Annotated in this window: 20 protein-coding genes and 1 pseudogene; 9 read left to right on the top strand and 12 right to left on the bottom strand. The window is 65.7% G+C overall.

Annotated elements, in window-relative coordinates:
• From IE243_RS09170 to IE243_RS09155, 4 genes are all read right to left on the bottom strand, one after another.
• Positions 1–1,962, bottom strand: a 1,962-nt coding sequence (locus tag IE243_RS09170) for a S1 family peptidase (RefSeq protein ID WP_191319044.1), incomplete at its 3' end; no start/stop codon positions are given.
• Between the two features lie 411 nt (positions 1,963–2,373).
• A complete protein-coding gene (locus tag IE243_RS09165; RefSeq protein ID WP_191319043.1) occupies positions 2,374–3,627 on the bottom strand; it encodes a cytochrome P450 in 1,254 nt (417 codons plus the stop codon).
• Positions 3,628–3,876: 249 nt separating this feature from the next.
• Positions 3,877–4,197, bottom strand: coding sequence for a 2Fe-2S iron-sulfur cluster-binding protein (locus tag IE243_RS09160; protein ID WP_191319042.1), 321 nt, complete (start codon positions 4,195–4,197; stop codon positions 3,877–3,879).
• Between the two features lie 208 nt (positions 4,198–4,405).
• The gene (locus IE243_RS09155; protein WP_191319041.1) at positions 4,406–5,047 is read right to left on the bottom strand and encodes a TetR/AcrR family transcriptional regulator; all 642 of its coding nucleotides are present in this window, start codon (positions 5,045–5,047) and stop codon (positions 4,406–4,408) included.
• Between IE243_RS09155 and IE243_RS09150 the strand changes: the two genes are divergently transcribed.
• Positions 5,046–5,345 carry a hypothetical protein gene (locus tag IE243_RS09150; RefSeq protein WP_191319040.1) on the top strand — a complete coding sequence of 100 codons (300 nt, stop codon included), beginning with the start codon at positions 5,046–5,048 and terminating at the stop codon, positions 5,343–5,345. The two genes, IE243_RS09155 and IE243_RS09150, sit on opposite strands and share 2 nt — an antisense overlap.
• An 11-nt stretch (positions 5,346–5,356) precedes the next feature.
• Positions 5,357–5,797, top strand: coding sequence for a hypothetical protein (locus IE243_RS09145; RefSeq protein ID WP_191319039.1), 441 nt, complete (start codon positions 5,357–5,359; stop codon positions 5,795–5,797).
• A gap of 142 nt (positions 5,798–5,939) precedes the next feature.
• Here the strand turns inward: IE243_RS09145 and IE243_RS09140 are convergent, their stop codons facing one another.
• A complete protein-coding gene (locus tag IE243_RS09140; protein WP_191319038.1) occupies positions 5,940–6,218 on the bottom strand; it encodes a hypothetical protein in 279 nt (92 codons plus the stop codon).
• 5 nt (positions 6,219–6,223) lie between these two features.
• On the bottom strand, positions 6,224–7,072 hold the full coding sequence (gene panC, locus IE243_RS09135; protein ID WP_191319037.1) for a pantoate--beta-alanine ligase: 849 nt from the start codon (positions 7,070–7,072) through the stop codon (positions 6,224–6,226).
• A gap of 268 nt (positions 7,073–7,340) precedes the next feature.
• On the opposite strand from panC, the gene IE243_RS09130 reads away from it, so the two are divergent.
• Complete coding sequence (locus IE243_RS09130; protein WP_191319036.1) at positions 7,341–8,057, top strand: DnaJ domain-containing protein; 717 nt, start codon at positions 7,341–7,343, stop codon at positions 8,055–8,057.
• A gap of 445 nt (positions 8,058–8,502) precedes the next feature.
• On the opposite strand, the gene IE243_RS09125 is transcribed toward IE243_RS09130, so the two are convergent.
• Positions 8,503–9,999: a D-alanyl-D-alanine carboxypeptidase gene (locus IE243_RS09125; protein WP_191319035.1), complete on the bottom strand. Its 1,497-nt coding sequence runs from the start codon at positions 9,997–9,999 to the stop codon at positions 8,503–8,505.
• A gap of 564 nt (positions 10,000–10,563) precedes the next feature.
• On the opposite strand from IE243_RS09125, the gene clpS reads away from it, so the two are divergent.
• The 3 genes and pseudogenes from clpS (at position 10,564) to IE243_RS09110 (ending at position 14,023) form a co-directional block, all read left to right on the top strand.
• On the top strand, positions 10,564–10,962 hold the full coding sequence (gene clpS, locus IE243_RS09120; protein ID WP_373301627.1) for an ATP-dependent Clp protease adapter ClpS: 399 nt from the start codon (positions 10,564–10,566) through the stop codon (positions 10,960–10,962).
• A 20-nt stretch (positions 10,963–10,982) separates the two neighbouring features.
• A pseudogene (clpA, locus tag IE243_RS09115) lies at positions 10,983–13,274 on the top strand (ATP-dependent Clp protease ATP-binding subunit ClpA); the annotation flags it as partial.
• 554 nt (positions 13,275–13,828) lie between these two features.
• Complete coding sequence (locus tag IE243_RS09110; RefSeq protein WP_191319033.1) at positions 13,829–14,023, top strand: hypothetical protein; 195 nt, start codon at positions 13,829–13,831, stop codon at positions 14,021–14,023.
• Positions 14,024–14,504: 481 nt separating this feature from the next.
• Here IE243_RS09110 and IE243_RS09105 read toward each other — a convergent pair whose 3' ends face one another.
• The 3 genes from IE243_RS09105 to IE243_RS09095 form a co-directional block, all read right to left on the bottom strand.
• Positions 14,505–14,930 carry an HIT family protein gene (locus IE243_RS09105; RefSeq protein ID WP_191319032.1) on the bottom strand — a complete coding sequence of 142 codons (426 nt, stop codon included), beginning with the start codon at positions 14,928–14,930 and terminating at the stop codon, positions 14,505–14,507.
• A 253-nt stretch (positions 14,931–15,183) separates the two neighbouring features.
• The gene (locus IE243_RS09100; protein WP_191319031.1) at positions 15,184–16,380 is read right to left on the bottom strand and encodes a GNAT family N-acetyltransferase; all 1,197 of its coding nucleotides are present in this window, start codon (positions 16,378–16,380) and stop codon (positions 15,184–15,186) included.
• 5 nt (positions 16,381–16,385) lie between these two features.
• Positions 16,386–16,856 (bottom strand): RidA family protein, encoded by a 471-nt coding sequence (locus tag IE243_RS09095; protein WP_191319065.1) that lies wholly within the window; start codon positions 16,854–16,856, stop codon positions 16,386–16,388.
• Positions 16,857–17,307: 451 nt separating this feature from the next.
• On the opposite strand from IE243_RS09095, the gene IE243_RS09090 reads away from it, so the two are divergent.
• Positions 17,308–18,219: a cell envelope integrity EipB family protein gene (locus IE243_RS09090; RefSeq protein ID WP_191319030.1), complete on the top strand. Its 912-nt coding sequence runs from the start codon at positions 17,308–17,310 to the stop codon at positions 18,217–18,219.
• Positions 18,220–18,489: 270 nt separating this feature from the next.
• A complete protein-coding gene (locus IE243_RS09085; protein WP_191319029.1) occupies positions 18,490–18,882 on the top strand; it encodes a hypothetical protein in 393 nt (130 codons plus the stop codon).
• Positions 18,883–18,892: 10 nt separating this feature from the next.
• On the opposite strand, the gene IE243_RS09080 is transcribed toward IE243_RS09085, so the two are convergent.
• Positions 18,893–20,203: a DNA polymerase IV gene (locus tag IE243_RS09080; protein WP_191319028.1), complete on the bottom strand. Its 1,311-nt coding sequence runs from the start codon at positions 20,201–20,203 to the stop codon at positions 18,893–18,895.
• 134 nt (positions 20,204–20,337) lie between these two features.
• The gene (locus tag IE243_RS09075) at positions 20,338–20,634 is read right to left on the bottom strand and encodes a DUF3572 domain-containing protein (RefSeq protein ID WP_191319027.1); all 297 of its coding nucleotides are present in this window, start codon (positions 20,632–20,634) and stop codon (positions 20,338–20,340) included.
• Positions 20,635–20,802: 168 nt separating this feature from the next.
• On the opposite strand from IE243_RS09075, the gene IE243_RS09070 reads away from it, so the two are divergent.
• Positions 20,803–21,174 carry a response regulator gene (locus IE243_RS09070; protein ID WP_191319026.1) on the top strand — a complete coding sequence of 124 codons (372 nt, stop codon included), beginning with the start codon at positions 20,803–20,805 and terminating at the stop codon, positions 21,172–21,174.
• Positions 21,175–21,412: the final 238 nt, after the last annotated feature.

The following is a 21,412-nucleotide window of genomic DNA, read 5'->3' as shown; positions in this document are numbered from 1 at the left end:
GCCATTGAGGGCGTTGAGGTTTGAGAAGCCGGGGGCGACGCTGCCGCCGAGGCTGCCGAGGCGCTCGAAGATGGCGGCGGAGGTGAGGCGCGAGGTGACGATGCCGAAGCCGGTCTGGGTGTGGAAGCCGGATGGCGGCAGGGCGAGCAGGGTGCGGCTCAGGGTTTCTGCGTCCATGGTGTTGAGGCTGGCGACGGCCAGCGCCGGCGTCGACGGGAAGGGGACGTCGCTGGCGATGATGCTGTCGGCGAGCGCCCCGGCCTCGGGGGCGAGTTGCGCGGCGAGACGGTTGAGGGGCGCGATCGCGATGCGGCCTGACAGGTGGCGCAAGGTCGCCTTTCCAGTGGCGAGGGGCGCTTCGTCAGCCAGAACCTGACCATAGTCGACGCCGGTTGCGGTCAGGATGATGCGATTGCCGTCGGCGTGGGTTGTCCAGGTGAAGGCGGGGAGTGAACTGACGATCCTGCTGAAGTTGCCGGTGAGTTCGCTGGCGCGCAGGATGGTGAAAGTCTGGCCCTTTGCGGGCGCCTTGCCCATGACGGCGACGGCGAGCTTGCCGGAGATGTCGGCGGGGCCGGAGACGACAAGCCGGTCTGCGTTTCCCTTGTCGGTGACGCGCACGGCCAGGACGCCGCCAGGGTGCTGGACGTAACTGCCCCAGATAACCAGCGGGCCCAGTTCCATGGCTTTGCCGGGGGCAACAACACCGCCAAGCTGGACGAAGCGGCCATTGACGGCAAGCTCGCCGCCGCCGGAAATCCGGCCCTGGATCTGGTGGAGGCCTGGCTCTGCGTCGAGGGGGCTGTTGAATGCCCGGGTTTCGAGCGCGCCGTCCACGATGATCGCGCCTGTGAGAAGCAACGCGTCGAGTTCGACCTGCAGTCGCCGCCCTTCAGGAATCAGGATGCTTGCCTGATCATTGTCGACGACCAGGCGGTCAATGGATACGAATCGGTCGAGCCTGATCTGCGATGCTTTGGTCACGTAGGTTGCATAATAGCGCCCGGGTTTGCCATCAGCCTCCTGGGACGGCGAGCCGGGGCGGTTGTCAGGCGCTTCCCCGGGCGCGCCAGACGCGGCGTGGCGATCGGTCCATGCCCTGGGGTCGCTCCAGTTCCATGCGCCTGATTTCGCTGTCACATGGCGCAAGGGAGTATTCCGAAGAATCCAGTCAAGGTTCTCCCGTATGGGCGCGTAGTCGTCGACGCCGCCATAGCCGCTGGCGCCGCCATGAAGCACGCCGATCTGTGTCAGGGAGCCGTCGTCCATCACCATGAACAGCGGACCGCCGCTGTCGCCCGGTCCTGGCTGTCCCTGCCAGGTCGGAATGGGCGATGTCTGACTGAAGGTATTGTACTTTTTCGGATGCTCCGGGTCCCGAAACTCCACTTTGATCAGGCCAGGCATGGTCTTGCGGGCGCCGCGCACCCGGCCGATTGTCGTGACCGCCGAACGGCGGCGGGCGTTTTCTATGGCCTCTTCCGTTGATCCAACGCCCGCACGGCCATAGCCCGCGATGCGAACGACCGTTCCCGGCTTGGGCAGGGGCTCGCCCGGCTGGAGGAGGCGGACAGGCTTGACGGCGGTGACAGGCCGGTCAAGCGAAAACAGGGCTATGTCCCTGTGGTTTGCTTTGCCGTCCGCGTGTTTCAGATTGTCATAAGCAGGGTGCACCATGAAGCCGCTGAGCCGCCTGTCGTTCAAGGAAGGCGTTGTGGCGTCCGGGCTAAAATGAATCCATGTATTTTTTAAGTTTCTTGAAATATTATTTGTGTCAGTATCGTAGACGCAGTGCGCTGCGGTCAGGATCGTCCTGTGGTCAATAAGCGTTCCGGTGCAGAACGAATCAACAACTTTACCATTCTTGTCATGCGCCGCGATGGCTACAACGTTGTTGTAGATGTTTCCGGCGTCATGCCATTCCTCGATGCGCGGAATGAGCCCACGCGGACCAGGAAGCATGGCTGCCGCCCGGTCGTTCAGAATGATGGCTGTCGCCGGTTGCGGCGCGCATGCCAGAGCGCCAGCCACAGCCGTCATGAGAAGGCGCGATGCGCGACGCGCCTGAAGCAACGGGCGCGCCTGCAGTAATGTGCGCCGCGAAAAGGGCAGTATTTGTTTTTGGTCGCAACGACCCGTATGATTTTAAGTCAATATCTTGAACCGTATAATATTGAATCAATAATCGAATATAATATTAACGGGCAATTGCGGCGATTTTATTTAAATGTCAATTCAATTTTGACAATTATATATTATAAATATTACTTGTGTTGCCAAAATGTGCTGCGCGCCCGACGCTGTCTGGCGTCGGGCGCGCGTTGGTCAATCCGGTTTGTCGCAGGGGGCAAGCATTGCGGGCTGGCCGCCGGGTCAGCGGGAGACGCGCACCGGGAGTTCGGTGTAACCCCGGATAAACGCGGAAAAGACGCGCTTTGGCGGCCCGACCACCTCAATCTTGCTGAACCGCTGCAGGATTTCCTCCCACAGGATGCGCAATTGCAATTCGGCCAGGCGGTTGCCGACGCAGCGGTGAATGCCAAAGCCAAACGACAGGTGCTGGCGCGGCCGGGCCCGGTCGATGATGAACTGGTCCGGGTTGTCGATGGCTTCGCCGTCGCGGTTGCCGGAGGCGTACCACATGGCCAGCTTGTCGCCCTTGCGGATTGTCTGACCGTGCATCTCGAAATCTTCCAGCGCCGTGCGCCGCATGTAGGCAAGCGGCGTCTGGTATCGGATGATCTCCGACACCATGGACTCGACCAGCGCCGGATTGGCGCGCAGCTTGGCGTATTCGTCCGGGTTCTGGTTGAGGAAGCAGACGCCGCCAGTCATCGAATTGCGCGTGGTGTCGTTGCCGCCAACGATCAGCAGCACCAGATTGCCGAGATATTCGCGCGGGCTCATGTTCCGGGTTGCGGGTCCGTGCGCCAGCATGGAGACCAGATCCGACCCGGGTTCCGCGTTCACCCGCTCGTTCCAGAGCCTGGTGAAATAGGCGAGACACTCCGCGAGGATGCGCTCCCGCGTCGCCTCGGAGTCGATATGGCCGCCGCCCAGGGTGTTGGCGGTGGCGCTGTCCGACCAGTAGGTGAGCAGGGCCCTGTCCTCGAAGGGGAAGTCGAACAGGGTCGCCAGCATCATGTTGGTGAGGTCGATGGAAACCTTCTCGACCCAGTTGAAGGTTTCGTTGTGCGGCAGGGCGTCCAGCACCTTCTGCGTCCGCTGGCGGATCAGCTTCTCCATGCTTTCGAGGTTTTGCGGTGAAACGATCGGCTGAACCACCTTTCGCTGCTCGTCATGCTTCGGCTGGTCCATGGCGATGAACATGGGCAGTTCTTCCCGCTGGTCCATCAGCGTGATGCCGCCAAAGGTCGAGGATGAGGAAAACACCCTGGTGTTCACCTCCGTCGCCATGATGTCCTTGTAGCGGGTCAGCGACCAGTAAGGCCCGATAATCTTGTCCTCGCAGTAATGAAGCGGCGCTTCCTCGCGCAGCCGGCTGAAATAGGGCTGCCAGACGTCCATCTCCATGTACTTGGGGTTGGCGGGGCTGAACTCTTCCAGCGGAATCGTCCGGGCCCGCCCGGTGTGTTCGGCGATGAAAGGATTGTGGAAGGGATCCATGGTGTTCCTCCAGCCTTGAGCTGTTTCCGCTCCGCCAGGCGGAACGGGCTCGTGTTGTCTGCCGCTACATTCTGTTCCTGGCGTTGTCTGTTTGAGGCGTCGACAGTGTCAGCCGGCGCTTTCCGGTGCGTATGAAGCGGGTTGCTTCGCGAGATTGCGGCCGCAACCACGGCCTGGAAGACCGGGCCGTCAAGCTGCGGCGGTCCCTGGTGGGGCCGGCTGGTCGGGACCGGCTGATCGGGGCCTGCGTCAGTGCTGGGCGGCGGGCGTTTCCACGACAATGCCGTCAAGCGCGCTGGTCAGAATGATCTGGCAGGCCAGGCGCGAATTCGGCTGCGCCGTCGCGGCGAACGAGAGCATGCTGGTCTCCAGTTCGGAGGGCTCGCCGCATTTGTCGAGCCACGCCTCATCCACGAACACATGGCAGGTGGCGCAGGCGCATTCGCCGCCACAATCCGCGTCGATGCCGGGCACGTCGTTGAGAACGGCCACCCGCATCAGGTTTTCGCCCTCGGGGCCTTCAACGGTGCGGCTCTGGCCGGCATGGTCAATAAATGTCGCGCTTGGCATTGGCTTCCTCCCGTTTGTTGTCGGGGACGGGGCGCCTTCCGAACCGGGCCGATGCTCCGCCTCCTGTGTCTGATCGGGCGCTGGGTGCGCCTGCCGGGCAGCTCCGGTCCATGTGGATCGGCAACCGCCCGGGCTTTTCGTCTGAGCGAGTTCCGGTCGACCAGATGTCCTGTCTGGCCGGAAAGCGCTCCCTGGCGGCCAGAGCCGGTCAGGCGTCCGCTGCGTCGGCGTCATCCTCTGGCGCATGGGTCGCGGCGCGCACGGCTTCGGGATCAATCACGAGGCGCATCACGCCGTCGATGAGCGCGTCGGGATCGATGTCTCCGATGTGGCTGCGAAACAGCGGGTCGTGAAGCAGGGCGGCGAGGCCGCGCACGGCGGCCAGACCGAAAACCATGGCGTGCAGGGCGGAAGCGTCCTGACGCCAGCCGGCCTCCTGGGCCGCGTGGGTGGCGCGCAACAACGCCTCCATGCGCCTGCCGTTCGCCGCCTTCAGGGCCTCGTCGGCCTGCGCCGCGACTTCCGGGTGCCGTCCGGTCCGGTAATAGGCGGGGTGCTCCATGCTGAAGCGCACATAGGCGTGGCCGAGCGCGGCGAGATGTTCCAGCGGATCGGGGCCCGCCTGGTTGCTGGCCGCGAAGGTATAGCGTCCAAGCGTCTCATGGCCTTCCGTGGCGAGCGTGCGCAGCAGGTCGACCTTGTCGCGAAAGTGGCGCGACGGCGCAGCGTGCGACACGCCAAGCTCCTGCGCGAGGCCGCGCAGGCTCAGGCCTTCGACGCCCTGTTCTGCGATGACGGCCGCGGCGCGCTCAAGCAGCGCCTTGCGAAGATTGCCATGATGGTAGGTCATGGGCGCATCCAATGTAGTCAATGCCTACATCGAGAATGGCAAAACTTTCCGCCTGGTCAACCACGACATTGGAATGATATCAAAAATGACATCCGGATTGCTGGCGCGGTTTCCGCGCGTCTGGTGTTTGGTCCCCGGGGCATTTTCCGACCAGACCAGAGGGGCGCGGCAGACCTGGGTTCGCCCAGAAACAGGCGACCATGGCCATCACGCTGAATTGGGCTGCTCCGCTGGATTGACGCGCCTGTTGGCTGGCGGGAAAACATTCTGCCGGCGCGTGTGGCTGGAGTGGCGTTGAGGAGGGAAAGCATGGGAAAGCCGGCGGTGGAGCCATTGTCCTGCGTGGCCACGCCTGCCCAGGGCGTGGACGGGGGGCCGGAGCGCGCGGACCTGCTGGCTGGCCCGAGGGCGCGCGGCGCGCGGCAGGCCGCCGCGTGGACCAGCGCGGTTGTGCTTGTGCTGGGGCAGATTGCCGGCGTCGCGCTGGCGGGGGCGGTCGTCGCTGGTGAGCGTCAGCCCGCGCAACGGCGCAGCCCTGCGCCGCAGGAAACCAGACACGAAACCCGGCAAGAAACCAGACACGAAACCTGGCGGAAAACCGGGAAAGAGCCGCGGTTGGACGCCAGGGCGCTGGCTGACCGGATCGACAGGCGTGAGCCTGGTTCGTCCAACAAGGTCATGCGCTTCGGCGACACCGAAATCCGCGTCGGCGGCCGCGCCAGCTTCGGCTATGGCTATTCGGGGCGCTGAGAGGCTCCAGCGCAGCAACGCCCTGCCGGACGCGACCAGGGGGCCCTAGGGCCGAATCCATTCAAGCCGAATGGGCGCGCTGCTCTGTCTCTTTGATTAAACGCGTTCTTTTAACGCAAGACGGCGTCGGTCCCGGAACCCTCTAGCGGACGCGCTGGAGATGGCAGACCCTGACCCGGCCGCCACGTCCGTCCGCTTTCCAGACGCAGCCCTCGCGGCGCGGCTTGCGATCATACAGATAGATGCGTCCGCGACGTTTGGCGTTGAAGGTCTGGTTGGAAAAATCATGGCCGCCGACGCGGACGTTATTGCCAAACCGCACTTCGGCGCTCGCTGGAGCCACGAAACCGCTGGACGCCGCGAGCGCCAGCACGGCGAGCGCGGCGTTGCGGGCGGAGCGGCTCAGGTTGCGGCCGCGCATGACGCTCACACGCCGATATTGTCGATCAGGCGGGTCGCCCCAAGCCGCGCCGCGACCAGCAGGCGCAAGGGGCCATCGGCGATGCTGTTGACCTCCGCCAGCGTCACCGCATGGCGGGCGACCAGATAATCGACTTTGAAGCCCTCGGATTCCAGCGTCTTCACGCCGTCCGCCATGACCGGCGCCGCCGTCGCGCCGGTGCGCAGCCGCTCGGCGCAGACGCTGAGCACGCGGGCGATGGCGGGCGCCACGGCGCGGTCTTCCGGCGACAGGTAGCGGTTGCGTGAGGAGAGGGCGAGGCCGTCCGCCTCGCGCCGGGTCGGCGCGCCGATGATCTCGACGGGGATGTTCAGGTCGCGCGCCAGCTGGTTGATGACCTGAAGCTGCTGGTAGTCCTTCTCACCGAAAACGGCCACGTCGGCGCCGGTTTGCAGCAGCAATTTGGCGACCACCGTGGCCACCCCGTCGAAATGGCCGGGACGGTGAGCGTCGTCCAGTCCCGCCAGGGCCGGACCGCCGACGCCGATGCTGGTGGCGAATCCGTCCGGATACATGGCCGCCACGTCCGGCGTCCAGGCCAGGTCCGCGCCCACGGTTTCCAGCAGGGCGAGGTCCTCGGGCAGGGTGCGCGGATAACGGGAAAAATCCTCGTTGGGGCCAAACTGCTTCGGATTGACGAAAATCGAGACGATCACCCGGTCAGCGTGCTGCTGCGCCAGCCGCACCAGCGACAGGTGGCCATCGTGCAGGGCGCCCATCGTCGGGGTCAGGGCGACGCGGGCGCCCTCGCGACGCCATTGCGCGACCTTCTCCCGCAGTTGCGCCACCGTGGTCGCCGTTTCAACGCTGCTCATGTGCTGGCTCCGTGTTCTGCGTTGTGGCCGACGGCGGACCTATCGCGCATGCGCGCCGAAGGCAATCTTCACGAGCGGCGATATGGCCGGAGCGTATGGCGATGGCGCGGCGGATGCATGGCGACAGATAACAGATATATGCCGACGCAAACTTCGCCGCCACGGTGGCGATCGGGATGCGCATCATGTGCGAATGCGGTAGAGCTGGGCCGGTGAAGCTGCGGAGCGTGGGATCCGCGCGCCATGGAACCATGGAGAACTTGCCCGGATGGCGCTGATCGCAGGTCTGGTTGCCGTCGCGGCGCTGTGGTGGCTGCTCACGAAATATGGCAAGGCCGACATGGCGAAGCTGGCGCCGCTGCTGCGCAAGGCTGGCGGCGTCGCGGCGTTCATTGTCGCCGGCGTGCTGCTGCTGCGCGGCCGGATCGACATGGCGTTATTGGTGGCTGGCGCTGGCGCCTGGGCTTACGGCGAGCTGCCGTTCCGGCTGCCGTTCAATCTGCCGTTCCAGAATGGCGCGGCGTCCGGGCGGGTGTCGCGGGCCCGCTCGGCGTTTATCGAGATGACTGTCGATCATGACAGCGGCGCTTTTGACGGGCAGGTAATCGCGGGCCCGCGCGCGGGAGCCCGGCTCGGCGCGCTCGGGCTCGGGGAGCTGATCGCGTTGCGCCGGGATTGTCTGGCGGGCGATCCGGATGGGGCGCGGCTGTTAGAGGCTTATCTCGACAGCCGGTTTCCCGCATGGCGTGAACACGCTGATGGAGATGGCGACGCGCGGAGCCGCAACGGGCGTCCGGGCGCGGGCGCGATGACGGAAAAGGAGGCCTATGAGGTCCTGGGCCTTGCTCCGGGGGCCGGGGCCGAAGATATCCGGCGCGCCCACCGCACGTTGATGAAACGTCTGCATCCCGACCAGGGGGGCACGACGTGGCTGGCGGCGCGGGTCAATCAAGCCAAGGATATTTTGCTGGCCCGGCATCGCTAACTCCACCAAGGCACTTTCAGGCGAGGCGGAACGGGCCTCGCATCAGGAAAATGCGTCAAACCAGAAACCTGGAGCGGGCCCCAGGCGGTGATCGGACCGCCCCGCCGAAGCGCGGACCTTTGCGGGCCAGGCTTCGTACGCGGGTCATGCCCGGAAACATCGGGCCGGGGCGCGTTGGCCAGCGCTGAAGGGCGCCCCGGAAAACCTGTGTTGCGCGCCCCCTGGCGAGGCGGCCGTTTCGCCGCTTCCGCGCCGGTCTCTCCCGGCCAGACCGGATGCAGCTCTCCCGTTGCCCTGTCAGCCGCCGACTGGCTTTCACAGGGCTCTGGATCATGCTGCGTTGGGCCGGGTTGGCGCGCCGCCGTGGGCAGGGGGGGCCGTGAGGCGCCCTGTCAGGTGAGCGTTGCGCCGTCAGTCAAAAGCGGATCGACGATGACCAGTTGGATCAGCCGCGGGTGGCGAAGCACTCGTAGCCATTGTCCTTCAGGGCCCGGCAGGCGTCTTGCGCGCCCTTTGGACCGAAGCCCGAGAAGCGGGCCCGCCACAGGGTCGCCTTGCCGCGCACCACCTTTTCAGTGAACGGCGCCGCCGTCTTGAGATACTCGCTGGCGCCGCGGGCGTCGGCCAGAAGCTGTTTGGCGGAGGCCTCGTCTTCCGTGGCTCCCAGCTGGATGACCCATGATCCGCCGCGGGCGACTGGCGCTGTTTCCGCCTCCGCCGCCGGCGCTTCCGCCGCGGCCGCCTGACGGGCAGGCTTGTTGGCCTTGTTCTTGATCAGTCGGGCAAGCCCCCGGGAGTCAAGCTCACGCGGCGCGGCCGGCTCGGATTCCGGCGCATAGGCGAGGCGGGTGACCGCCGCCGAATCCTGTTCGTTGCGCGGCGCCACCCAGCGGAAGGTTGACGGCGTCGCCGTGTCTGAAGCTGAAGCAGAAGCCACAACCGGGCGAACGCCGCGCGCCGGGAGATCGGCGGGACGCGGCTCGGGGCGCGGCGCGGTGGCGGCGGCCACACGGACGGCGGCCCCGGATTCGCCAACCAGCGGCGCAATGCGGGCGCCGGCGTAGGCCGTCGGCATGTGTTCGGCCACCAGCGAGGCCATGATGCGATCGCGGATGGCGCCAGAACGGCCGCCAAGCACAATGCCCACGACGTGACGGCCATTGGCCCGGGCGGAGGTCATCAGGTTGAAACCGGACATCCGGGTGTAGCCGGTCTTGATGCCGTCCACGCCTTCGACCGCGCCGAGCAGGCGGTTGTGGTTGCCGATGGTCTGGCTGCCGAACTGGAAGCTGCGGGTGGAGAAGTAGCCGTAATACTGCGGGAAGCGGTCCTGCACGGCGCGGGCCAGAATGCCGAGGTCGCGGGCGGTGGTGATCTGCCGCGTATCAGGCAGGCCCGAGGCGTTGACGTAGACGGTGCCGGTCATGCCGAGCGCCCGGGCCTTGCGGGTCATCATCTGGGCGAAGCGCGCTTCCGAGCCGCCGATGTTCTCGCCGATGGCCGAGGCGATGTCGTTGGCCGAACGGGTCACCAGCGCCTTGATGGCGTTCTCGACGGAGATCGTGCCGCCCGGGCGGACGCCCAGCTTCGACGGCGGCATCGAGGCGGCGTGGGCCGAAACCCGCAGCGGCGTATCCAGGCGCATGCGGCCCTGTTCCAGCTGCTCGAACAGCATGTACAGGGTCATGACCTTGGTGATGGAGGCCGGGTGACGGCGGGCGTCCGGATTTTTCGCGTAAAGGGTCTTGCCGGTCTTGGCGTCGATGACGATCGCCGCGAATGGCGGATCATAGGCCTGGGAGGCTCCGCCATGATGACGGATGCGGTGCTTCCTGCGCGCCTCGGCGGGCGCGACGCTGACTGACGCTGTGACGACGACGCCAAGCGCCACCGTCAGGATCCAGCGTACATTCCGTCGCGTTGTGCTGTGACCAGAGACCATGATCGTCAGTTCCGCTGTCGTCCGCTCGTCGCCAGGTCCGGCGCCGCATCTGCATGGGGTGCTGTGTTCGACCTGAACCTGCCACGATCGCGGTTACCGGAGCGTTAAGCGGACGGCGCGTTGGTGGCGGGCGGGGCGGGGGCGGGATGGTTGTGGCTGACGTCTGCGATGACGTCGCGTCGCTCCAGGAGCCGCGCGGTTTGTGGGAAAGCGCTTGAAGATCAATGGCAACGGAACGCCGCGCGCATGGACTTGCCGGTGATGGACGCGCAAGGGCGTCTTGAGCCTGTCCACGTCCCGCTCCGGGACGGGCTGGGGCATTAACCAGAACAACAAAATCTCGCCGCGCGTTCATCGGGTAACGTTCATCCATTTCCAGGAAATGACGTCTGGAATGGAGTTGGCGGGGCCTTTCCGGGGCGTTGCCTGTGGCGGAGCGATTTTTCCTGGCCGGCGCCAGAGGGGATGGGCTGGCGAAGCGGCCCCAGGAGGACTAGATTATGAACGGTGCGCTTCGGGTCCGGTCCGTTGCGCACGGTTGATCAGGCGAGATGACGCGCGACGATGTGGAAAAGACTGCTGGAGGAAGCGAAAGCTGGCGCCGACCGGGAGCGTCTGATGGGAACCCGGCCAGGCAATGGCGGTTCCCCCGGAGGGCCTGACGACCAGCAGGGAGCTGGAGCGGCCCTGCTGACCCGTACGCGTCCGAAACGTCCGGACATGTACAGGGTCCTGCTGCTGAACGACGATTATACGCCGATGGAATTTGTCGTTCAGGTGCTGGAGCAGTTCTTCAACAAGTCGCGCGAGGACGCGACCAGGATCATGTATCACGTGCATCAGACGGGAGTTGGGGTTTGCGGCGTTTATACCTTTGAAGTGGCCGAGACAAAGGTTGCCCAGGTCATGGATTTTTCACGCCGCCACCAGCACCCCCTGCAATGCGTGATGGAAAAAAACTGAACCGCGCATAGGGGAAGCCGTTGCCGACATTCTCACGGAGCCTCGAACAAGCCCTGCATCGCGCGCTCGCCCTGGCGAACGAACGCCGACACGAATACGCGACGCTTGAGCACCTTCTTCTCGCGCTGGTCGATGATCAGGATGCGTCGGCGGTCATGCGCGCCTGCGGCGTCGATGTGGACGTGCTGCGCCGGACCCTGTCCGACTACGTTGATACCGAGCTCAGCAACCTGATTACTGATGGAAGCGAGGATTCCAAGCCGACGGCCGGATTCCAGCGCGTGATCCAGCGCGCTGTCATTCATGTCCAGTCGTCTGGCCGGGAGGAAGTCACCGGCGCCAACGTGCTGGTGGCGATTTTCGCCGAACGCGAGAGCCACGCCGCCTATTTCCTGCAGGAGCAGGACATGACGCGGTATGACGCCGTCAATTACATCAGCCACGGCATCGCCAAGCGGCCGGGCATGTCCGAGTCGCGGCCGGTGCGCGGCGAGGAGGAAAGCGAGCCCCGCGCCGCCGCCTCCGACAACGACGACAACGCCCGCAAGAAGAAGGGCGACGCCCTCGACGCGTATTGCGTCAACCTCAACAAGAAAGCCCGCGAGGGCCGCATCGATCCGCTGATCGGCCGGGCGCGCGAGGTCGAGCGGACCATCCAGGTGCTGTGCCGCCGCCAGAAAAACAATCCGCTGCTGGTGGGTGATCCGGGCGTGGGCAAGACCGCCATCGCCGAGGGGCTGGCGCGCAAGATCGTCGCGGGCGACGTGCCGGAGGTGCTGCGCGAGGCCACGGTCTATTCGCTCGACATGGGCACGCTTCTGGCCGGCACCCGCTACCGGGGCGACTTCGAAGAGCGCCTGAAGCAGGTGATGAAGGAGATTGAAGCGCACCCCAACGCCATCATGTTCATTGATGAAATTCACACGGTGATCGGCGCGGGGGCCACGTCCGGCGGGGCGATGGACGCCTCCAATCTGCTGAAGCCGGCGCTGGCCGCGGGCACGCTGCGTTGCATCGGTTCGACCACCTACAAGGAGTACCGGCAGTACTTCGAGAAGGATCGGGCGCTTGTGCGCCGTTTCCAGAAGATCGACGTCACCGAGCCGACGGTTCCGGATTCTATTGAGATTCTCAAGGGGTTACGGCCGTATTTTGAAGAGTTCCATCATGTCCGCTACACCAATGACGCGGTGAAGGCGGCGGTGGAGCTGTCGGCCCGTTACATTCAGGACCGCAAGCTGCCGGACAAGGCGATCGACGTCATCGACGAGACAGGCGCGGCGCAGATGCTGCTGCCCGAAAGCAAGCGCCGCAAGGTGATCGGCGTGCGCGAAATCGAGACGACCGTCGCCACCATGGCGCGGATTCCGCCAAAGTCCGTGTCGCGCGACGAGGCCGAGGTCCTGCGCCACCTCCAGGAAACCCTGGAGCGGGTGGTGTACGGTCAGGACGACGCCATCCGGGCGCTGTCGTCGGCCATCAAGCTGGCGCGGGCCGGGTTGCGCGATCCGGAAAAGCCGATTGGCTCGTATCTGTTTGCCGGCCCCACCGGCGTCGGCAAGACCGAAGTGGCGCGTCAGCTCGCGGCGTCGCTGGGCGTCGAGCTGATCCGCTTCGACATGTCGGAATACATGGAGCGGCATACGGTTTCGCGGCTGATCGGCGCGCCGCCCGGCTATGTCGGCTTCGACCAGGGCGGTCTGTTGACTGATGGCGTCGACCAGAACCCGCATTGCGTGCTGTTGCTCGACGAGATCGAGAAGGCCCATCCAGACCTGTTCAACATCCTGTTGCAGGTAATGGACCACGGCAAACTGACCGATCACAACGGCAAGCAGGTCGACTTCCGCAACGTCATCATCATCATGACCACCAACGCGGGCGCCGCCGACATGGCGCGCGCCGCATTCGGCTTTACCCGCGCGCGGCGCGAGGGCGACGACCACGAGGCCATCAACCGGCTGTTCACGCCGGAATTTCGCAACCGCCTCGACGCCATTATTTCGTTCAGCCACCTGCCGAAGGAAGTGGTGTCAAAGGTGGTCGACAAGTTCGTCATGCAGCTTGAGGCGCAGCTTGCGGATCGCAAGGTGGCGATCGAGCTGTCGGATGCGGCGCGGGCCTGGCTGGTGGACAACGGCTATGATGACGCCATGGGCGCCCGGCCGATGGGCCGGCTGATCCAGACGGCCATCAAGACGCCGCTGGCGGACGAAGTGCTGTTCGGCCGGCTGAAGGATGGCGGCGCCGTGCGCGTCGTGGTGAAGCCAGCGGACGATGGCGGGCCGGATGTTCTGGGCTTCGAATATCCACCGCTCAAGCCGGAGCCACGCAAGGAGCCGGAGCAGGACGCCGAGCCGGAGATGGTGGCGCAGGAAGCCGTGACGGGAGAGGCGACGACGAGCCGCAAGGGGCCGGACGGCGATATCCCATCCGGGGAAGATGGCGGCGGCCGGGCGGCCAGCGCGCGTCGCGGCGCCGGGAGGGTCAGCGAGAAGGCTGTCGGGAAAGCTGCTGGCGACAGCAAGACGGTCGCGCCGCGGCGGCGTGGCCGGGTTGGCTCCAGGGACGCCAAAGCGTCGCCGAAACAAAAGGACAGCGACTGAACGGGAAACAGCGGCGGCGTTGCCTGGCGACGTCGCCGCCTGGTTTGCGGATGTGTCATTGCATCCGACGTGAAGTTTTTTGCGACTTGTGTGCGCCAGCCCCTTCCATTTGCCGTCAACCTGCTCCAGGCATGGCGGATGCGGATGATCGCGACGTTGCCGCGACCGTGTTTGTATTGTTGGCATAGAGGCGTGTTTTTGCCGTTCAGGACAGTTGTCGTGGGCGGTGCGCTTCGTCTGTGAGACCTGTCGGGGGAATGATGGGCGCCTGGAATGAAGCGCGTCGCGAGCGCCGTCGCAGACGCAAGCGGGTGGAGGAAATCCTCGGCTGGATCGTGGTGCCGCCGCTGCTGATCGGTATCTGGCTGGCCGGAAGCTATCTCTACACCGCTTTTGAGGAGCCGATTGGCCAGGTCGTCCAGGCGGTTCAGACGATTCTCAACAAGCAGCATTGATGGGGCGACGGGGCGGGGCGGCGGTTTCAGGCGCCGTCGGGTTCCGCCGGTTGCGTCAGGGCCGGTCCGGCCGCCCCATGCCCGCACACGCGTTGCGGGCATTTATATTTTCGGTTGGGGCCTCAGGCCAGGTCGCGCAGATGCCCGCGATGAAGCTGCCGCATCGGTGACCTGCAAAGTTCAAACTGGCCTGGCCCGGTTTTCTGAGGGAAACGCTGCTCCCTGAAGGAAACGCTGCGCGCCGCGTGGGATCGACCAAAACCAATGAGTTGGCGCATCGGCTTTTTGGGCGTCAGGCGCATGGGCTCCGGCAAGCCAGCTTTTCAGATGGCCTGGCATTGGAGCGACAGGCCGCAAGCGCGGCTGCGCCCGTCGCCAGATGGGTCTGTATGGCGAATGATCTGGCGTCATCCGGCGACGGCTGGCGCGGCGCCGCGCCGTCTCTCCAGGTTCATTGCGGCGCCAGCGCTGGCTCCGCCATTCAGCCGTCGAGGGCCTTGCGCAGTTGTTCGGCCTGGGCGGCCAGCACGTCGGGCTTTTCCACTTCCTGGGCGGCGGGACGGAGCGGCACGCCGTTCCAGCGCGGCAGCACGTGGAAGTGGGTGTGGAACACCACCTGGCCGCCAGCCGATTCGTTGGCCTGGAGGATGGTGATGCCATCGGCCTTGAAGGTCTCGCGCGCCGCCAGGGCCACTTTCTTGATGGTGCGGGCCACCGCCGCGAGATCTTCCGGCTCCATGTCCAGAATGTTGCGCGACGGCGCCTTGGGGATCACCAGCACGTGGCCCTCGGCGCGCGGCATGATGTCCATGAAGGCGTAGGTCAGCTCATCCTCATAGACCTTGTGGCTGGGCAGTTGCCCCTTGAGAATTGCCGCGAAAATATTTTTGGGATCGTAAGCCGCCATGATGCCCCCAGCAGAAGCGCTCCCGCGTTCGCCGCGGACGCTCCAGGTCGTTGGCTGGCAGATGTGGCAAGCATCGCAGGCCCGGTCAAGCGTATCCAGGCTTTTCCGCCCGTTTCACGCCAGGGCGCCAAGGTGCTGAGGCATCCACGACCTGTAAAACTGATGCAAGCATCGCGCATGTCCTTGCGGGACATGCTTTGCGCCGCTCGGGGTTCACCAGAACGCGATGGCTCACACGCATCGCGGTCTGGCGTCAGTCTTCGTGACGGAAGGGCAGCATGCCTTCCAGCTCCGCCTGGGCGGCGTCGACATGGCGGCCTTCGCGCGCCAGAAATTCGGCGATTGCCCGTTTTAGCCCGGGATGGGCGATATCGTGAGCCGAGAAGGTGGGAACCGGCCGGTAGCCGCGCGCCAGCTTGTGCTCGCCCTGGGCGCCGGCTTCCACCCGGGACAGGCCGTGGCTGATGGCGTAGTCGATGGCCTGATAATAGCAGACCTCGAAATGCAGGAACGGATGATCCTCGATGCAGCCCCAGTGGCGGCCATAGAGGACGTCCGGGCCGAGGAAATTAATGGCTCCGGCGATGTAGCGGCCGTCGCGGCGCGCCATCACCAGCAGCACGCGGTCGGCCATGCTGGCGGCGATGCGATGGTAGAAATCGCGGGTGAGGTAAGGCCGACCCCATTTGCGTGAGCCGGTGTCCTGGTAAAACTCGAAAAACGCGTCCCAGGCCTCGGCGGTGATGCCGGCGCCGGTGAGACGGGTGATGGCGATGTCGGCCGCCAGCGCTTCGCGACGCTCGCGGCGAATGGCCTTGCGCTTGCGCGCCGCCAGGCTGGCCAGAAAATCATCAAAGCTGGCGTAGCCGTCGTTGAACCAGTGAAACTGCTGGTCGCGCCGCAACAGAAAACCGCTGTCGCCGAGCAGACGCCATTCGTCATGCGGAAGGAAAGTGACGTGGACTGATGAAGCGCCGGCCTGGCGGCGCAGGGCGACCAGGCCTTGCGCCAGCGTTGATCGCGCTTCGGCGGCGCGTGGGCCGGGGCGCGTCAGCAAACGCGGGCCGGTAACCGGCGTGAAGGGCGCGCACACCTGCAGTTTGGGATAATAGGCTCCGCCGGCGCGTTCGAATGCGTCGGCCCAGCCGTGATCGAACACATATTCTCCCTGGGAATGGGATTTGAGATAACAGGGGGCCGCCGCCAGCAGGTTGCGGCCCGCGTCCTCCACCGCCAGGTGGAGGGGCAGCCAGCCTGTTTCGGCGCAGGCGGAGCCGGATTGCTCCAGCGCATCGAGAAAAGCGTGACGGATGAATGGGTTGCCTTCTCCGGCGCAGGCGTCCCACGCCGCCGCGTCGATATCCGCGATGGCGGAGGCGACGCGCACGGTGAGATCGCTGGCGCCGGTTTCCCCCGCCTCATTCCCGTCCCCTGTTGGCGGTTGGGCCATGACGGTCACCGGACCTCGAACATTCCTTCCACCTCCACCACGGCGGACAGTGGCAGCGAGGCGACGCCGACAGTGGAGCGCGCGTGAACGCCGGCCTCGCCGAACACCTCTACCATGAAATCGGAGGCGCCGTTCATCACGCCGGCAAGGGCGTCAAAGTTCGGCCCGGAGTTGATGAAGCCGCCGAGACGCACGCAGCGCAGCACCCGGTCGAGGCTGCCGACGCCGGCGCGCAGTTGCGCCAGCACGTTGATGGCGCACAGACGCGCCGCGCCGGTGGCGTCCGCCGTGCTGACCCCGGCGCCGACGCGACCGACATGGTGTGGCGCGATCTTGCCGTCGGCGCCGAGGCACAACTGGCCTGAAATAATGACAAGCGATCCGGTGCGGATGAACGGCGTGTAATTGGCGATGGGCGCCGCCGGCGCTGGCAGGGTGACGCCGAGTTCTGCAAGACGTTGCTCAACCTTGCTCATGGTCATGTCGGGTTCGCTCCATCCGTGGCCCGGCCTCTCGACCCGGCCGCTGTGACGCTGACGCCGCGGTTGGCCAGGCCAAACGCCGTGTGGGCATGAATCCGGATTGGGCATGAATCCAGATTATGCCCGGTTTGTATGTTTTGCCGTGTCGTCAGCCGTGCGGGCACCCGGGAGCGCGCGCGGCCAGATTGGGCGGATCTGGTTGCCGTCCGGCCGCTTTCCGGCGGACGGGCTGTCAGTCTGCGTCAGGAAAACCCGTCAGATCAATGGCTGGAGCAAGCACTCAGGTTCAGTATGAACGGGTTCCTGCTCCAGATCTTGTCCGGGCTCTGGCGGACGAACGGTTTCCCCTCCGCTGCGTCAGGGCTATATGAATCACCGGGGCGCCCCCGGCTGGCGCAAGGGGGCTGCGCGGTCTGGTTCTGGCCATGCCAATCATGGAGCACTCATGAGCACGAAACGCATTGTGGCCAATTCTTCGCGCGCCGCCGCCAGAGCGCCCCGCGCAGCCGCGGGGCTGGGGCTGGTGGCGCTGGCGCTGGCCGGGGGTGGCGCCCTTGCCGCCGCGCCCGTTGCTGTCGGCGGTGGGATGCCGCTGGCGCCGCACCGCGCCGTCTATGATCTGTCCCTGGCGGACAGCAGCGGCGGCCGGGCCGTCACCGGCGTTAGCGGCCGCATTGCCTATGAGTTTTCCGGCGACGCCTGCACCGGTTACAGCCTCGATTTCAGGCAACTGGCGATTCTGGAGCGTTCCGAGGGCGAGGCGCAGCAGATCGACATTCGGTCCGCCACCCACGAGGAAGCCGATGGCTCCAGCTTCCGTTTCCGACAGGACACGGCGCGGGGCGATGCGGACGAGCGGGTGCAGGGGGTGGCGAAGCGCACTGGCGCCGCCAGTGACGCGGGCATCTCCGTCAGCCTGACCCGGCCTGAACGCAAGGCCTTTGAGGCGGCCGGGCCGGTTGCGTTTCCCTCCGGGCATCTGCAGCGCATCATCGCCGCGGCGCGGGCCGGGGAGAGCACGCTGGCCGTGAAGCTGTATGACGCCGCCGAGGACGGGGCCAAGGTGTTCGACACTTTTGTCGTGATCGGCAAAAAAGCGGCGCCATCGCCGGACCGTCCGATAGAGGACGCCGCGCGCAAGGCCGGCCTCGACAAGGTCGATCGCTGGCCCATCAGCGTGTCCTATTACACGCCAGGCAGCGGCGAACGCACGCCAATCTACGCCATCGCGTTCGACCTGTACGAAAATGGCGTCAGCGGCTCCATGCGCATGAACTATGGCGATTTCTCCATTCGCGGCGAACTGCGCACGCTGGAGCAGCGTGGAACCGGCGCCTGCGCCAGCGGCAGGAAATAGGCGGTCCGGGAGGTTAAGGATCACGGCGCTCCGGCGGGGGCGCGCCGTCACACCGCTTCAGGACAAGGGCGCACAAAAGCGCGTAGTTGGCGGGGCGCGCTGGATCAGGAAAAAAGGGGGCGAAGCCCCCGTTCAACAGGGCGTTTTCGGTGAAAACCCGTTCGCGGAAAACGCTGTATCGCTTTCATTTAATGCATTTTCTTCACGAAACGTGGGCGCCGCTTCTCCTGAAAATGCTCCAGGGACGGGTTTTGCTCCAGGAGGCGGATCATGGGAGCGTTGCAGATCAGCAGGCTGTGCAACGCGCTATATGCGGACGCATCGCTCACCCCACAGGGCGCCGCATTTGCGGCGGGCCCTGTCGTGGACCGGATGCGCAAACGCATGGGCGGCCTGTGGGTCGGCGGCCGCCTGCATATCGACAATGCGGCCATCCGTTTTGAGGCCAACAGCCTGAATCACATGCTGCAGGACAATATCGCGCCCGTCAGCATCGGGCTTTCCTGCGTTCACTCCGTCGAGCTGGAGGGCGGCTGGGTGACGAAAATCGTCGCCGTGCATCATGACGGCGGCGTGTTCCGCTTCAGATGCTATGGGGCGCGGGCCGTCGCCGGGGCGCTGCGTTGCGCCATGCGAAATGGGGCGGTGACGCCGGACGCGTGAAGCGACAACGTCAGGGGCGTTTCTGGCGCAGGCTGATGCCGCGGAACACCGCCTTGTCGCCGAAGCGATTGCGCAGGGCGTCGATGGCGTGCTCCGCATCGGCCTCGCGGCGCGCCGTATGGTCAGCGAGATCGCCCCTGTCCGCATCCTCGCCTGGCTGCAGATCACTGGCGCCGACGCCAAGCAACCGCCAGGCCTGACGGCCGCGATGGGCGGCGCATTCCTGTTGCAGCAGGGCGTGGGCTGGTTCGTACAGCCGGCGAGCCAGCTGCGTTGGCGGCAGGCCGGCGCGGGTGCGGGTGACAACCCGGAAATCGGCGGTTTTCAGCTTCAGGGTGACGCCGCCCGTGGCCAGATTGGCGGCCTTCAGGCGGCTGGAAACCTTTTCACACAGGCGCCACAGCAACGGCTCCAGCGCCGCCAGATCAGCGACGTCTTCCTCCAGCGTGGTTTCCGCCGAGATGGACCTGGTCGGCCGCTCCGGCGTCACCTTGCGATGGTCGACGCCATGGGCCAGTTGCGAGAGCCGCAGGCCCTCCTTGCCGAACAGGCCAGCGAGGACCGCGGGGGGCGCGGCGCGCAGGTCGGCGATCAGGCGGTAGCCGCGGCTTTCCAGGTTCTTGCGCGCCACGGCCCCGACGCCATGGATCAGGGACACAGGCTTTGGCCCGAGAAACTCCACCGCCTCGGCCTGGCCGATCACCGAGAAGCCGCGCGGCTTGTCCAGGTCCGACGCCACCTTGGCGAGAAACTTGTTGTAGGAGAGGCCAACGGAAACGGTGACCCCGACCTCCGCCTCAATGCGCCGCGCCAGCCGCGCCAGGCTCTCGGCCGGCGAGGCGTGATGCAGCCGCTCTGTGCCGGAAAGGTCCAGAAACGCCTCGTCGATCGACAGGGGCTCCACCAGTGGCGTCAGCTCGCGCATCATGGTGCGGATTTGCCGGCCAACGGCGACATAGCGGGCCATCTCGGGGCGGATGACCACCGCATCGGGGCACAGTTTCAGCGCCTGGAACATTGGCATGGCCGAGCGCACCCCCGACATGCGGGCCACGTAGCAGGCGGTGGAGACGACGCCGCGTTTGCCGCCGCCGATGATGACCGGCTGGTCGGCCAGCTCCGGCCGGTCGCGCTTCTCCACTGAGGCGTAAAACGCGTCGCAGTCGATATGGGCAATGGTCAGCCGGTCCAGCTCGGGGTGAGCGGCGATGCGCGGGCCGCCGCAGGCGCGGCAACGCCAGCGTCGCCCGGGCGAGGGCGGCGGCGTGCGACTGAGGCAGTCGCGGCAAACTCCGGAGGCGACTGGCGACTGGTCCGGCATTGACGTGTCAGGCCCGTTCTGGCGGACAACCGGTGCGGCTGGCGCAAATCCGGCCATGGTGGTCGGAAATTTGCCTGGTTTTCTGAAACGATGCGTTGTCCTGGCGGATGCAACGCCCATTTTACTGAACGTGCCTAATCGTCCGCCGGCCGCTGCCCGGCGTCAATCATCAGCCTGCGGCAGGCTGGGGCGATGCTGGCCGGATCGACCCCGGCGCTGGCGGCGAAGGCCATGACCATCATCTCGTCCTGTAGCAAATGCTCCAGCACCGCGATGAGAAAATCCGGCTTGCCGGCCGCGGCCCGCAGCCCGTCGACCGTCAGGCCGGAAAGGGAGAGGAAATCCCCGAGCCGCTCCCCGTCCTCAGCCAGAAAGCCCAGGGCCTGAATGGCCAGGGCGGCGGGGTCGGGCGCGCCGCGTTTTTGGAGCATGTCTTTTTCACGCGGAATCAGCATTGTTTGTCTTTCGTTCAGGGTTGAGTCCCTAGGTTGACGGTGGCCAGGCGTGACCTTGGCCGCAGGATCGCAACCGGCTGCCGCCGAAGCCTGGACCTGGCGCTCCGGGAATCTTTTACCGGCCCCCACATTGGATCGTCGCGGATGAGCAAGACCATACTCATTGTCGAGGATAATGAGCTGAACATGAAGCTCTTTGGCGATCTGCTGGAGGCCCATGGCTATCAGACGCTGAAGACGGCCCAGGGCTCCGAGGCCCTGGAACTGGCGCGCGCCCACCGGCCCGACCTGATCCTGATGGACATCCAGTTGCCGGATGTCTCAGGGCTGGAGGTGACGCGCTGGATCAAGGAGGATCCGGCGCTGAGGCATATTCCGGTCATCGCCGTCACCGCCTTCGCCATGAAGGGCGACGAGGAGCGTATCCGCGAGGGCGGCTGCGAAGGATATCTGTCCAAGCCGATCTCTGTCGGCAAGTTTCTCGAAGCTGTGCAGAATTACGCCGGGCCAGCCTGAGACGGGCCAGTCTCAGACGGGTTGGCCTGAGACGGGTTGGCCGCGCGAGGGCGCGCAAGCCGACGATTCGTCATTGCATTTCGCGCGCGGCGCGTTAGGGTGTGGACAAGCGTGACAGGCGGCCGGACGCCGGCTGGCGCACGCACGAAACAGCCCGGCGATGCTCAGGTCCGCCGCATCTCCTGGACGTCACGGGCTCAGGCCGGGATGGAAGCGACGCGCCTTTGGCCCGCTTTCT

Origin of the sequence: Camelimonas fluminis (assembly GCF_014656355.1) — a bacterium.
GTDB lineage: Bacteria > Pseudomonadota > Alphaproteobacteria > Rhizobiales > Beijerinckiaceae > Camelimonas > Camelimonas fluminis.
Note: the sequence above shows the minus strand (reverse complement) of the source record. Positions and strands in the feature narration are given on the sequence as shown.